Here is a 13,967-nt window from a genome sequence, read left to right as displayed (position 1 = left end):
GTCAGACGAACGTGAGATCGGCATCGGCACCCATCATCCAGGCGCCGACCGTTTCGAAATGGGAAAGCCGGCCCTGCAGCTGCTGGGTCACGGTGTGGATGTCGCGGAAGCGGCGCTCCAGCGGATGGTTCTCGAAGATCGCCGTGGCGCCCGCCGCGTTGTAGGCGAAGTCGACGGCGTCCTTGGCCTTGTGGATGGCGTTGGTCGCGGCCATGCGGATCGTGATGCGCTGTTCGACGGTGATCGTGTTGCCGGCCGAGAGATCCTTCCAGATGCCGGCCATCGACTGCAGCAGAAAGGCGCGCGCCGACCGGAGGTTGACCTCGGCCTGGGCAAGGTTCGACTGCACCACGGCGTTGTCGCGGATCGGGCTCTTGTGGCCGCGTGGCACCTTGTTGCGCGCGACGTCGAGGAAACAGTCGAGCGCGCCGCGGGCGATGCCGCAGGCCACGCCCGCGAAGCCCACCTGGTAACAGGTGCCGGCGCCCATCCGGTAGAGCGGTCCGCTCTCGCGGCACTCGCGGTCGAATTCGCGGGTGATCGAATGATCGGCGCGCACGAAGAAGTCGGTGAGGGCGAACTGGTCGCTGGCCGTGCCGCGCAGGCCAACCGTGTTCCAGATGTCGGTCCATTGCACGTCGCCGGTGCGCACCAGCATCGTGCGTTCCTGCTGGCGGCCGTTGGCGTCGAGACGCGGCGAGCCGTCGGCCTGGAAGATCGGGCAGTGCGCGCCCAGCCACGTCGCATGGCGGCCGCCGGACGCGAAGGCCCACACGCCGGTCACCCTGTATCCACCCTCGCACTCGACGGCCTTGACCTTGGGGCCGGGGCCCCAGGCCAGCACGGCGCGCGGATCGTCGCCGAAGATCGAACGGGCGACCGGCAGGTCGAGATAGGCCGCCGACATGGCGCAGCCGCCGGCCTGGCTGAGGCACCAGGCGGTCGAGGCGTCGCCGCGGGCGATCGTCTCGATCACGTGGAAGAAGGTGATGGGATCGGTCTCGATCCCGTCCGACGAGCGCGGCAGCAGCAGGCGGAACAGCCGCGCCTCATGGAGCCCGTCGAGCAGCGCCGGCGGCAGCCGGCGGGTCTCCTCGATCTCGTTCGAAGCGGCTTCCACGGCCGGCCGCAGGGCCTCGGCCCGGGAGACCACGGCCGGGTCGCCGGCAAGATCCGCGGCGGACAGGATGAGCGTATCCATGATCGACCTCTTCGAACGAGTGTGCCTGTCGGGCGGGGCCCAGCTCCCGGCCCGAGGAAAACCCCGAAGAAACAATACCATCCCGGCCATCGGGAACCAGCCGCCGGGGAGGGGAAGGCCTGGTCTCGTTTGCCCTTCGAAATCCGCCGCTGCAGGGCGCCCCTTCCGTTTGCTAAGGAGAAGCGAACGAGGGGAGACTCTTCATGCATTGGACCGATCGCCGGAAGCGTTTCCGGGCGCTGCTCGCGGGCGACCGCTGTATTCATCCGGGTTCGGTCTTCGATCCGATCTCCGCGCGCATCGCGGAGGATCTCGGCTTCGAGATCGGCATGTTCGCGGGCTCGGTCGCCTCGCTGACGGTGCTGGGCGCGCCCGACCTGATCGTCCTCACCCTGAGCGAATTCGCGGGCCAGGCCTATCGCATCAACCGGGCGGGCAACCTGCCGCTGATGGTCGATGCCGACCATGGCTACGGCAACGCGCTCAACGTGCGCCGCACCGTGGAGGAACTCGAGACCGCGGGCGTCTCCGGCATGAGCCTCGAGGACACCGATCTTCCGACGCCGCACGGCACGACCGCGCCGCGCCTGATCTCGATCGCCGAGGGTGTCGGCAAGATGAAGGCGGCACTCGGGGCGCGGCAGGATCCCGACCTTTGCATCGCGGGACGGACGAGCGCCGTTTCCATCACCAGCCTCGACGATGCGATCGCCCGCGGCCGGGCCTACGAGGAAGCCGGCGTCGACGCGCTGTTCTTCGTGGGCGTGCGCACCCGCGCCGAACTCGACGCGATCTCCGAGGCGACGAAGCTGCCGATCATCCTGGGCGGCGTGTCGGGCGATCTCACCGACCTTGCCTATCTCGGTGCGCGCCGCGTCCGCATCGCGCTGCAGGGCCACCAGCCCTTCGCCGCCGCCGTGAAGGCGACCTACGAGACGTTGAAGGCGCTACGCGAGGGCACGCAGCCGTCGAAGCTGCAGGGCGTCGCCAGCCCCGAACTGATGAAGAAGGTCACGCGCGACGCCGACTACGCGCGCTGGACGAAGGACTTCCTGGGCTAGAGTCTTTCCGAGTACGAGGGAATCACCGACACCAACCTCATGCTGAGGAGCGCTCCGCGGGAGCGCGTCTCGAAGCATGGGAACGAGCACCCCGTTTGTTGCCCATCCTTCGAGACGCGGCCTGAGGCCGCTCCTCAGGATGAGGTCAGTGGGTCAATATGAGGCGGAAAGACTCTTGGCGAAGCTTGGCCTCCTGAGCGTCAGGACATCGTTTTGCGATGTCCGAGAGCGCCGAAGGACGAACGGCGACTCATGACCCCTCCGTCGTCGCAAGACGACGACACCTCCCGGTTTGAATATCGAGGAGGGCGATTGAGCTCAGCCCGTCGGCACGAGGGTGACGGCGACGCCGTAGGAATGGGAATCGCCACCCAGGATGACGCCGCGCAACGGGCTCACGTCCGAGAAGTCGCGGCCCCAGGCGACGGCCACGTGATCCTCCTGGGCGATCAGGTCGTTGGTGGGATCGAGATGGACCCAGCCGGCATCCTCGCCGCACCACACCGCCACCCAGGCGTGGCTGGCGTCGGCGCCGCGCAGGGCGATCTCCTCGCGGGAATGGATCGTGCGGATGTAGCCCGAGACATAACCGGCCGCGAGACCGTGCGCCCTGAGCGCGGCGATCTGGACATGCGCGAAGTCCTGGCAGACGCCGGCCTTGCCGGCGAAGACGTCCCCCAGCGGCGTCGAGATGTCGGTGGCGCCGGGGTGGTACTCGAAGTCGGCCTTGATCCGCGAGGTGAGCTCGCGCGCCGCTTCGAGAATCGGCCGCCCGGGCGTGAGGGATACGGCGCCGTAGGCACGCAGCGCCTCGACGCTCGGCACCAACGGCGATTCGTGGATGAACTCGCTCACGTCGACGCGCCTGGGAAAACCGTCGCCGTGAAGGGCGGCACGGATTTCCTCCCAGGGCGGCGTGGAGGCGGCGACGGGCGGTTCCGGGAAGCGCACCTCCACCTCGGCACGCACCTCGATGTCGAAGCGCGTGTGCGGCTTGTCGATGCGGTAGATATCGATGAGATTGCCGAAGTGATCGACATGCTGTGTCGCTAGCGCCGGCAGGGGGCTGGTGACGATGCTGATGGAGGTCACCTTCTGCCCCGGAAAATCGCGCGCGCGCAGGTGCGCGATGTGATGCGCCGAGTCCACCGTGCTGGCGTAGGTGTAGGTCGTGCGGTGCGAGAGCAGGTAATGCACGGTCAGTCTCCGCCCGAGGAGCCGACGGCCTGGGCCGCCGGCACGTGCGAGAAGTAGGCGCGCGTGATCGCCTCGGAGAGCTTGTCGAGATGCTGCTCGGCGTCCGAGGTGACGTCGCGCAGCAGGGCGAGCGCCAGCCCCTCGTGACGCCATGCCTGTTCGTCGCCGCCGAACTGGCGCACGACCGATTCGAGATCGGCTTCCAGCGAGTCCGGCGGCGCGGCCACCGTGACGCCCGATGCGCGGGCGAGATAGTCGAGATGGCCCTTGATGGCGCGGAGCTGGAACACCAGGCCGCGCGGGTTGGCGTCGTCTAGGATGACGAGATCCAGCACCGGCGCCGGCTGGAGCTGGCCGAGGTAGCGCGTGCGGTAGGTGATCGTGCTGTCGCACAGTTCGAGTGCGAGACGCATGGAAGCGTCCCAATCGATCGGCGAGATGGAGAAGGGGGCCAGCGCCGCGTTCAGGATGTGCAGCCCGCGCTCGAGCCGGCGGCCGAGATCGAGGAAGCGCCAGCCGGTGCCGCGCGTCATGTTCTCCTGCGCAAGACCCGAGAGCGTGGCGACGAAGCGCACGATCTCGTCGAGCGCGGCGAGCAGCGGATCGAGGTTGCCGCGCGCCGCCAGCAGGCGCTTGCGCACCTCGATCATCTCCGGGCCGGCCGCCGTTGTCATGTCGATCGAGAAGCGGTCGCGCATCGTGGCGGTCAGGCGCTGGATGCCGTCGAGCACGGTGGCGAGGCCGCGATCGTCGGCGGCGACGGCCGCCAGCCCCTGCTGGAACAGGGCGCTCTCCGGCGGCGCCAGCGCCGACGTATGATCCATCAGGTTGGCCTGGTCGAGCAGGCGGCCGAGCAGCCGCAGTTCGACCGCGTCGCGCGGGCCGACCGCGCCCTGCGCCACGCGGGCCGCCGTCGTGCGCAGGAGGCGCGCATCGTTGTCGAGGCGTTCGATGTAGCGGCCGAGCCAGAACAGATTGTCGGCGACGCGGCTCTGCAGGTCCGCGCTGCTGCGCTCGACGGCGAGCTGGTGGAAGCGCCGCATCGGCGGCAGCTGAACGTCGGCCGCATCCTCGGCCAGCACCCAGACATCCTTCAGCGTGCCGTGCAGGCGGGCGAGCGAACGCAGCGCCGTGTCGCCGTCGGGCTCGCGCGCGAGCCCGCCCGGCAGCACGTGATAGGTGTCGTGGTCGGCCACCACATAGGCGCGCAGCACCACCGCCGATGGCACGAGCGACTGGCCGTCCCATTTCGGCGTGAGCGACGGCGTCATCGGATACTGCGCCACGAACTGGCCGGGCTGGGCGCGGATGCGGTCGACCAGCGCCTGGCGCTCGGCAGGTTCCAGCATGCCGACGATGATCGGCTCGCGATCCTGGCCGAGGCAGGGACGCACGATCATGAGGTCGAGGTTGGCCAGGGCGAAGCTCAACGCCGAGGGTTCGCCCAGCCACCAGACGTCGAGCGACGGCAGTTCGAGCGGCTCGCCCAGCAGCCGTTCGCTCACCCGTTCGAGGAACGGCATCATCGCCGGCGTCTCGACGACCCCCGACCCCAGCGCGTTGGCGAGCGCGATCCTGCCGCTGCGCGTCGCCTCGACGAGGCCGGTTACGCCAAGCGCCGAATCGGCGCGCATTTCCAGCGGATCGGCGAAGGAACTGTCGAGCCGCCGCAGCAGCACATGCACGGGCCGCAGGCCGGCCAGCGTCTTGATCGAGACCTGGCCGTCGCGCGCCACCATGTCGCCGCCCTCGACGAGCGGGATCCCGAGCACGCGCGACAGGTAGACATGCTCGAAATAGGTGGCCGACAGCGAGCCCGGCGTCAGCAGCGCCATGTTGGGCTGGCTCACGTTGGCCGGCGCGACGGAGCGCAGCGATTCGTGCCAGCGATCGAAGAAGGGCCGCAGGTGACGGACCGGGATGGAGCGGAAGGCCTCGGGCAGGCTGCGCGCCAGCACGCGGCGCATCTCGAGCGCATAGCCGGCGCCTGCCGGCAGTTCGGTGTGATCGGCCAGAACGTGCCAGCGGCCGTCGCTGAGACGCACGAGGTCGACGGCGTAGTGGCACAGGTGGCGTTGCGGCTCGGCGCCGTCGGTGACCTGCGCGGGCCGCAGGAAATGCCGGTTGGCATGCACCAGCATCGGCGGCAGCAGATGCTCCTTCAGCAGCTGCTGCGGGCCGTAGATGTCGGCCAGCACCTTGTCGAGCAGGCGGGCGCGCTGGATCAGGCCGCTTTCGATGCGCGACCATTCGTCGGGCGCGATGACCAGCGGCAGCGGATCGAAGGTCCAGCGTGCCGCGGCGCGGTCGTCGAGCAGGTTGACGGTGGCGCCCGATTCGTCGAGTTGGCGGCGTGCGCTCTCCACGCGTTCGCCCAGCCCGCCGGGAAGGGCGCGGATGACGCTCAGAATGCCTTGCCAGTGATAGCGGATCGACTTCTGGCCGGTGACCAGTTCGTCGTAAGCGCTAGCCGGCGAGGACGAGAGGCCGCGCAGCGACTCCATGGGCCCGGAAACAGAAGTGGAAACGAACGGTTGGACTGCCTGTGAGGCGGGCGAACTATAGGGCCTAGGCCCGCCGCAGGTCGAGCGTCAGCGGATGCTCCGGATTGTCGAGCGGCCGCGGTTCCGGCGACGTTCCGCCGGTATGTCCGATGGCGAAGAAGCGGGCACGGCGGCGCGCTTCGGCCTCGTTGGCGTTCACGGGGACGCGGTCGTAGTTGCGGCCGCCCGGATGGGCCACGTGATAGGTGCAGCCACCGATCGAGCGGCCGCTCCAGCTGTCGTGGATGTCGAAGGTGAGCGGCGCGTGTACGCCGATCGTCGGATGCAGCGAGTTCGCCGCCTGCCAGGCGCGATAGCGCACGCCGGCGACGTATTCGCCGGCCGTGCCGGTGGCGCGCAGCGGCAGCTTCCAGCCGTTGCAGGCGATGACGTGCCGCTGGTCGTTGAGGCCCGCGACCTTGACCTGCAGGCGCTCGACCGTCGAATCGACGTAGCGCACGGTGCCGCCGCCGCCGGGCTCCTCGCCCAGCACGTGCCACGGTTCCAGAGCGTGCCGCAGCTCGAGTTCGAGACCCCGCTGCGCCACTTCGCCCAGCCTCGGGAAGCGGAACTCGAAATGCGGCGCGAACCATTCCGGCTCGAAGCCGTAGCCCGCCTCGCGGAGATCGGCGAGCACGTCGGTGAAATCCTGCCAAACGAAATGCGGCAGCATGAAATCGTCGTGCAGGCGCGTGCCCCAGCGGCTGAGCGGCCGCTCGTAGGGCCGGTCCCAGAACTTGGCGACGAGGCCGCGCAGCAGGGCCTGCTGCGCCACGCTCATGCGCCAGTGGGGCGGCATCTCGAAGGCGCGCAGCTCCAGCAGGCCGCGCCGGCCGGCCGCCGAATCAGGCGTGAACAGCTTGTCGATGCAGAACTCGGTGCGATGGGCGTTGCCCGTGGCGTCGACCAGCAGGTTGCGGAACACGCGGTCGACCAGCCAGGGCGGCGTCTGCCGGCCCGGTGCGACTTGGCGGAAGGCAATCTCCAGCTCGTGCAGCGCGTCGTTGCGGGCCTCGTCGACGCGGGGATGCTGGCTGGTCGGGCCGATGAACAGGCCCGAGAAGAGATAAGACAGCGAGGGATGATTGAGCCAGTAGCCGAGCAGGCTCTTGAGCAGATCGGGCCGGCGCAGGATCGGCGATTCGGCCGCCGTCGGTCCGCCCAGCACGAAGTGGTTGCCGCCGCCGGTGCCGGTGTGGCGCCCGTCGATCATGAACTTCTGCGCGCCGAGACGCGTCGTGCGCGCCTCCTCGTAGACGATCTCGGTGCGTTCGACGAGATCGGTCCAGTTGGCCGCGGGATGGATGTTGACCTCGATCACGCCGGGATCGGGCGTGACGCTGAAGTGCAGGACGCGCGGATCGCCGGGCGGCGTATAGCCTTCGATGAAGATCGGCTGGGCGAGTTCCTCGGCCGTGTCCTCGAGCGCCGTCACGAGGTCGAGATAGTCCTCCATCCGCTCGGTCGGCGGCATGAAGACATGGAGATGGCCCTCGCGCGGCTCGAAGGCCATGGCGGTGCGAACGATCCCGGCGGCCGATGAGCCGACGGCAGGACCAAGCCCCTGGTCCGGCGCCAATGCGCGCCGCCACGCTTCCCGGCGTGCCTCGGCATCGCCGCCGGCGTCCGCGAGGCGCGGCTCCTGCCGGCGCAGGACCGGCGCGCGCCGGAAGGCGTCGAGCGGCGGCAGGTCGGGATGCGGCGCCATCGGATCGGGTTGCACGATGAAGTCGGTATCGCCGGGCGCCGCCCAGGGCAGCGAGTCGAGCGGCAACCGGTAGCCGATCGGCGAATCGCCGGGGATCAGGTAGCACTTCTCGCTGCGCAGGAACCAGGGACCGCTCTTCCAGCGACTCACATGGCCGTTGCCGGTGCTGCGCCCGTTGTAGTCGCGCATCACCGGCAGCACGTAGCCGACCGAACTCTCGAGGCCCTTCTCGAAGACCCGCGCGAGGCGCTCGCGCTCCAGCGGATCCTTCACCTTGGCTTCGTCGACCACGACGTTGCTGGGCAGGCGCCGTTCGCGCCACAGGTAGTACCAGGTGTCCTCGTAAGCGGGGAAAAGATAGTCGGGATCGAGCTGCAGCCGCTGCGCGAAGGCCAGGGCGAAGCGGTGCGCGGCCTCGACGGTCGCGCCGACCGGCTTGGATTCGAGCGCGTAGAGATGAGGGTTGCGCCAGATCGGCTCGCCGTCCTTGCGCCAGTAGCAGCCCAGTGCCCAGCGCGGCAGCTGCTCGCCGGGATACCATTTGCCCTGGCCGAAATGCAGCAGCGGGCCGGTCGCGAAGCGGTGCGCGAGCTTGCGAAACAGCACGCCCGCCAGCCGCCGCTTCTCGGGGCCGAGCGCCAGCGTGTTCCATTCCGCCCCGTCCATGTCGTCGACCGACACGAAGGTCGGCTCGCCGCCCATGGTGAGGCGCACGTCGTGCTTGCCGATGTCGCGCTCGATCGCCTCGCCGACCTTGAGCAGCGTCGCCCACTGCTCTTCGGTGTAGGGCTTGGTGGTGCGCGGCGTCTCGCGCACGCGCGACACCGTCATCTGGTGCTCGAACTTGACCTCGGCCTTCTCCAGCGCCCCTTCGATGGGCGCGGCGCTCGACGGTTCGGGCGTGCAGGCCAGCGGTATGTGGCCTTCGCCGGTCAGCAGGCCGGAGGTCGGGTCGAGACCGATCCAGCCGGCGCCCGGCAGGTAGACTTCGCACCAGGCATGGAGGTCGGTGAAATCGTGCGTCGGCCCTTCGGGACCTTCGAGCGGCTTTTCGTCGGCGACGAGCTGGATCAGGTAGCCCGAGGCGAAGCGCGCGGCGAACCCCAGGTGCCGCAGGATCATGACCAGCAGCCAGCCGGTGTCGCGGCACGATCCCTTGGCACGCGCCAGCGTTTCCTCGCAGGTCTGCACGCCCGGCTCGAGGCGGACGATGTAGCCGATCTCCTGCTGCAGGCGGGCATTCAGCCCGACGACGAAGTCGATGGTGCGCTGCTTGCTGCGATCCACCTTGGCCAGCCACGCCGACAGGCGGGGGCCCAGCGGCTCGAGCTTGCGGAACGGCGCGATCTCCTCGGCCAGCGACGCGTCGTAGGCGAACGGCCAGGTCTCGGCCGAGGGCTCCAGGAAGAAGTCGAACGGGTTGATGACCGACATGTCGGCCACGAGGTCGACCGTGACCTCGAACTTCCGGGTCTTTTCCGGGAACACCAGCCGCGCGAGGTGATTGCCCTGCGGGTCCTGCTGCCAGTTGATGAAGTGCTCCGCCGGGGAGACTTTCAGCGAGTAGGACAGCACGGGCGTCCGCGAATGCGGCGCCGGTCGGAGCCGAACGACCTGGGGCCCCAAGGCCACCAGCCGGTCATACGAATAGGTCGTTCGATGATGCAGCGCGACTTGGATACTCATGCGTCCCCGGGTCAGTCCAAGCAAGTCACGTGCCAGGCGCGACTCATCTCTAAATTCACAAACAGAAAGGCGAAAAATGACTTTTCTGTCAACGGGTTGCCGGAGTCATGCTCAAACGCCATATCTGCCATGCGACAAAAGACGCGCTCGGGATGAGCCGGGCCGCAGGGAGGTTAACAGCATGGCACAGACAAATCGGCGACACTTCATCTTTGGCGCGACGGCCCTCGGCCTTGGCGGAGCGGCGATGGCCTCGAGCGCCGGCGCGACGCAAAACTGGCCCAACCGGCCCGTCACGATCGTGGTCAACTTTCCGCCGGGCGGCCTGACGGACGCCATTGCCCGGACGTTCGCGCAGTACGCGTCCCAGAAGACGGGGCAGCAGTTCATCATCGAGAACAAACCGGGGGCCGGCGGCAACATCGGCGCCGCCCAGGTCTCCAAGGAGGCCGCCGACGGCTACACGTTCCTGCACACCGTCTCGAGCACGCTGGTCCAGGGGCGGGTGCTCTACAACAACCTGGGCTTCGATCCCGACAAGGACTTCACGCTGGTCGCCGGGACGAACTCGGGCGCCCTGCCGCTGGTGGTCCACAAGTCGGTGCCGGCCAGCAACGTCAAGGAACTGGTCGCCTGGGCGAAGACCAACAAGGTGAGCTTCGGCACCTGGGCCGCCGGCTCGGCCGCGCACATCGTCTGCCAGCAGCTCAACAAGCTCTACGATCTCAAGATGGAGCCGGTGCATTACCGCGGCGAAGCGCCGATGTGGCAGGACATGAACGCGGGCTCCCTGCAGGTCGCCATGGGCAGCTACCAGGCGCTGCGGCCGCTGCTCGAGAAGGACGTCATCCGGCCGATCGGCATTCCCGGCCCGGCACGCGCGCCGCTGCTGCCCAACGTCCCGACGATGGCCGAGCAGGGCTACGATCATCCGGCCTTCCGCATCTACGGCTATCTCGTGCTGGCCGCGCCGTCGGGCGTGCCCAAGGAGATCGTGGCGAGGCTGTCGACCCTCTGGATCGAGGCGGCGCAGTCGGAAGGCGGCCGCAAGATGATGGAGAGCTTCGGGCTGCGCGATCTGCCGCTCGGCCATGTCGAGATCTCGGCCGACTACGAGAACCTCAAGAAGCAGCTCATCCCGCTGGTCCAGGAGCTCGGCGTCAAGCTCGAGTAGCGGGCTGGCGCTTTCGCATGGCGCGATTCCCGGTACGGCCAGCCTCGCCTTTGGCGGGCGGCTGTGCTGGGATCGCGTCATGAGCACCAATTACTTCGATCTCACGGGCAAGGTCGCCCTCGTCACCGGCGGCAGCCGGGGTCTGGGCTATCAGATGGTGAAGGCGTTCGCCGCCCATGGCGCCGACGTCTTCATCACCAGCCGCAAGCTGGAGACCTGCGACAAGGTCGCTGCCGAGGTCCGCGCGATGGGCCGCAAGGCCGCGACCTATGCCTGCAACGTCGCCAACTGGCAGGAGCTCGACGGCATGGTCGATGCGGCCTATGCCACCTTCGGCAAGGTCGACATCCTGGTGAACAACGCCGGCTCCTCGCCGCTGGCCCCGTCGTCGCTGGAGACCTCGGAACAGCTCTTCGACCGCATCGTGGCGCTGAACTTCAAGGCGCCGTTCCGCCTGATGTCGCTGGTCGGCAGCCGCATGGCGGCGGGCGAGGGCGGTTCGATCATCAACGTCTCCAGCGCGGGCGCGCTCCGCCCGCGGCCGCAGATCGCGCCCTATGCCGGCGCCAAGTCGGCGCTCAACGCACTCACCGAGGCCTTCGCCTTCGAGTACGCGCCCAAGGTGCGGGTCAACACCATCTCGCCCGGCCGTTTCCTGACCGACGTCTCCAAGGCCTGGCCGGAAGAGCACAAGGCCAACCCGACGGCGGCGCTTAAGCGCAGCGGCCAGCCGGAGGAAATCGTGACCGCCGCGCTCTATCTCGCGTCGGGCCGGTCGAGTTTCACCACGGGATCGCTGGTCCGCGTCGACGGAGGAATAGCCTGATGAAGATGAAAGCCGGCGTTCTCACCACCTGCGGTGCGCCCCGCCCCTTCGCGAAGTCCAAGCCCATCCATGTGGTCGAAGTCGATCTCGACCCGCCGGGCGAGGGAGAGGTGCTGGTCAAGGTCGGCGGCGGCGGCCTCTGCCATTCCGACCTGTCGCTGATCAACGGCGACCGGCCGCGCCCCGTGCCGATCGTGCTGGGCCACGAGGGCTCGGGCGAGATCGTCGAAGTGGGCGCGGGCGTGCACGACGTGAAGGTCGGCGACCATGTCTGCTTCACCTTCAACGTGAGCTGCGGCCGTTGTCGCCGCTGTCTCGAAGGCCGCCCCTATATCTGCGAGCGTTCGATCAGCCCGCGCGCGGCGGGCCAGCTCCTCTCGGGTCATCATCGCCTGCATATGGACGGCAAGCCGGTGAACCATCACTCGGGCGTCTCCTGCTACGCCGAATACGCCGTGGTCGACCGCGGTTCGGTCGTGGTGATCGATCGCAGCCTGCCGCTCGACGTGGCGGCGCTGTTCGGTTGCGCCGTCGTGACGGGCGTCGGCGCCGTGGTGAATACCGGCAAGATCGAGCCCGGCAGTTCGGTCGCCATCGTCGGCCTGGGCGGCGTGGGCCTGAGCGGCCTGATGGGCGCGGTGCTCGCGGGCGCGGGCCGCATCGTGGCCATCGATCTCTCCGACGAGAAGCTCGGCCTCGCCCGCCAGCTCGGCGCGACCGACACGGTGAACGCCAAGGACGTCGATCACGTCACGCAGGTCCGCGACCTGACCAATGGCGGCGTCGACTATGCCTTCGACCTCGCCGGCACCATCAAGGCGATGGAGACCGCCTATCTCGTGACGCGCTGGGGCGGCACCACGGTGACGGCCGGCCTGTCGCCCATCCAGGCGGATTTCTCCTTCAAGCAGAGCGGCCTCGTGAGCGAGGAGAAGACGATCAAGGGCTCCTACATGGGGAGCTGCGTGCCGGTCCGCGACATCCCGCGCTTCATCTCGCTCTACCAGCAGGGCAAGCTGCCGGTCGACCGCATGGTCAGCCAGCGCATCGGCTTCGACGAGCTGAACGTGGGCTTCGACCGGCTGCAGGACGTCGCCACCGTTCGCCAGGTGCTGGTGCCGCACGGCTGATCGTCACGCGCGCGGAGCCAGAGCCGATGCCCCTGACCATCGCCGTCGAAACGCCGTTGCAGGACGACGTGCGCAGCCTGGTCGCGGAGCTGAATGCCGTGCTGCTCGAACTGACGCCGCCCGAGCACTGCCATCATCTCACGGTCGAGCAGATGGCGGGGGCGGACACCACGGTCTTCATTGCCCGCGACGACGGCGCGGCCGTTGCCTGCGGGGCGCTGAAGCGGCATCCCGGCGGGATCGGCGAAGTGAAGCGCATGTACACGCGGCCCAGCCATCGCGGGCGCAAGATCGGCGAGCGGATCGTGGCGCTGATCGAGGCGACGGCGCGCTCGGAGGGCTTGCAGCGGCTGGTTCTGGAAACCGGCGACCGCCATCACGCGGCGTGGAAGGTCTACGAGAATGCGGGCTTCGCGCGCTGCGGGCCGGTGCTCGACTATCCCGACGTGAAGTGGTCCGTCTTCTACGACAAGCAACTCGCGGGCTGATCGCGCCTCAGGCGGCTGGTTCGTAGACCTTGTCGAGGTCGGCGTCGTCGTAGGCGTATTCGGTCGAGCAGAACTCGCACTTCACCGCGACGCGGCCGGTCTTGTCGCGCAGGTCGTCGAGTTCCTCGCGCCGGATCGAGCGCAGCACGCGGTCGATGCGGTCGCGGCTGCAGCGGCAGCGCGCGGCGAAGGCGCGGCGCTCGAAGACGCGCGGCTGCTCCTGGTGGAACAGGCGATGCAGCAGTGTCGTGCCGGGCAGTGCCGGATCGAGCATTTCCTTCTCGGTGGCCGAGGCCATCAGGATCACTGCCTTGCGCCAGTCGTCCTCGCGCTGCTCGGGATCGACGTCGAGGCGGCCGGCGTCGAACTCGGGCATCTGCTGCACCATCAGCGCCGAGGCATGCCAGTGATGGCCGTCGGGCCCGTCGCTGCGGCGTGCCGTGATCTTGATCCCGGTCGGCAGCTGTTCGGACTGGCGGAAATAGGTGTGGGCGCAGTCCGCCAGCGTCGCGCCCTCGAGCGGCACCACGCCCTGGTAGCGCTCGGTGTGCTGACCCTGATCGACGGTGAAGGTGAGGCGGCCCTGGCCGAACAGCTTCGGGACATAGCCGTCGGGCGCATCCTCGTTGCCGCTGCCCAGCGCCACGGCGAGCTTCCAGGAATCGAACTGCGCGTAGCCGCGCAGCGCGCCGTCGCTGGTCAGGTCGGTGACCAGCAGCCTGATCGGCCCGTCGCCGCTGATCTGCAGCGTGAAGATGCCGTCGTATTTCAGCGAGGTGGCGAGCGTGGCGCACAGCACCATCGATTCGGCCAGCGGCCGCGCCACGGCGAGCGGATAACCGTGCCGCTCGATCACCTCGTCGAGGGTGGGGCCGAGGCGCACCAGCCGGCCGCGCACGCCGAGCGCATCCAGCTGGAAGGGAAGGACGCGATCCCAGTCGTCGGCACTCATG

General features: G+C 68.6%; 10 protein-coding genes. 5 read left to right on the top strand and 5 right to left on the bottom strand.

What is annotated here, in order from left to right:
• Window position 1 precedes the first annotated feature (1 nt).
• Window positions 2–1,201: an acyl-CoA dehydrogenase family protein gene (locus tag LJ725_RS12050; protein WP_230550897.1), complete on the bottom strand. Its 1,200-nt coding sequence runs from the start codon at window positions 1,199–1,201 to the stop codon at window positions 2–4.
• Between the two features lie 203 nt (window positions 1,202–1,404).
• Between LJ725_RS12050 and LJ725_RS12045 the strand changes: the two genes are divergently transcribed.
• Window positions 1,405–2,262 (top strand): isocitrate lyase/PEP mutase family protein, encoded by an 858-nt coding sequence (locus LJ725_RS12045; RefSeq protein ID WP_230550896.1) that lies wholly within the window; start codon window positions 1,405–1,407, stop codon window positions 2,260–2,262.
• Window positions 2,263–2,580: 318 nt separating this feature from the next.
• Here the strand turns inward: LJ725_RS12045 and LJ725_RS12040 are convergent, their stop codons facing one another.
• From LJ725_RS12040 to LJ725_RS12030, 3 genes are all read right to left on the bottom strand, one after another.
• Window positions 2,581–3,459 carry a transglutaminase family protein gene (locus tag LJ725_RS12040; RefSeq protein ID WP_230550895.1) on the bottom strand — a complete coding sequence of 293 codons (879 nt, stop codon included), beginning with the start codon at window positions 3,457–3,459 and terminating at the stop codon, window positions 2,581–2,583.
• A 2-nt stretch (window positions 3,460–3,461) separates the two neighbouring features.
• The gene (locus LJ725_RS12035; RefSeq protein ID WP_230550894.1) at window positions 3,462–5,963 is read right to left on the bottom strand and encodes a circularly permuted type 2 ATP-grasp protein; all 2,502 of its coding nucleotides are present in this window, start codon (window positions 5,961–5,963) and stop codon (window positions 3,462–3,464) included.
• 64 nt (window positions 5,964–6,027) lie between these two features.
• The gene (locus tag LJ725_RS12030; protein WP_230550893.1) at window positions 6,028–9,396 is read right to left on the bottom strand and encodes a transglutaminase family protein; all 3,369 of its coding nucleotides are present in this window, start codon (window positions 9,394–9,396) and stop codon (window positions 6,028–6,030) included.
• Between the two features lie 181 nt (window positions 9,397–9,577).
• Between LJ725_RS12030 and LJ725_RS12025 the strand changes: the two genes are divergently transcribed.
• From LJ725_RS12025 to LJ725_RS12010, 4 genes are all read left to right on the top strand, one after another.
• A complete protein-coding gene (locus tag LJ725_RS12025; protein WP_230550892.1) occupies window positions 9,578–10,570 on the top strand; it encodes a Bug family tripartite tricarboxylate transporter substrate binding protein in 993 nt (330 codons plus the stop codon).
• A 79-nt stretch (window positions 10,571–10,649) separates the two neighbouring features.
• Complete coding sequence (locus LJ725_RS12020; protein ID WP_230550891.1) at window positions 10,650–11,396, top strand: SDR family NAD(P)-dependent oxidoreductase; 747 nt, start codon at window positions 10,650–10,652, stop codon at window positions 11,394–11,396.
• A complete protein-coding gene (locus LJ725_RS12015; protein WP_230550890.1) occupies window positions 11,396–12,526 on the top strand; it encodes a zinc-binding dehydrogenase in 1,131 nt (376 codons plus the stop codon). Before LJ725_RS12020 ends, LJ725_RS12015 begins: the two co-directional genes overlap by 1 nt.
• Window positions 12,527–12,552: 26 nt before the next feature.
• The gene (locus LJ725_RS12010) at window positions 12,553–13,014 is read left to right on the top strand and encodes a GNAT family N-acetyltransferase (RefSeq protein ID WP_230550889.1); all 462 of its coding nucleotides are present in this window, start codon (window positions 12,553–12,555) and stop codon (window positions 13,012–13,014) included.
• A 7-nt stretch (window positions 13,015–13,021) separates the two neighbouring features.
• Here the strand turns inward: LJ725_RS12010 and hslO are convergent, their stop codons facing one another.
• Window positions 13,022–13,966, bottom strand: coding sequence for an Hsp33 family molecular chaperone HslO (gene hslO, locus LJ725_RS12005; protein ID WP_230550888.1), 945 nt, complete (start codon window positions 13,964–13,966; stop codon window positions 13,022–13,024).
• Window position 13,967: the final 1 nt, after the last annotated feature.

It is taken from the genome of Reyranella aquatilis (genome assembly GCF_020880995.1).
Classification (GTDB): Bacteria; Pseudomonadota; Alphaproteobacteria; order Reyranellales; family Reyranellaceae; genus Reyranella; species Reyranella aquatilis.
The sequence above is the reverse complement of the archived record's forward strand: the minus strand, read 5'-3'. Positions and strand labels throughout refer to the sequence as shown.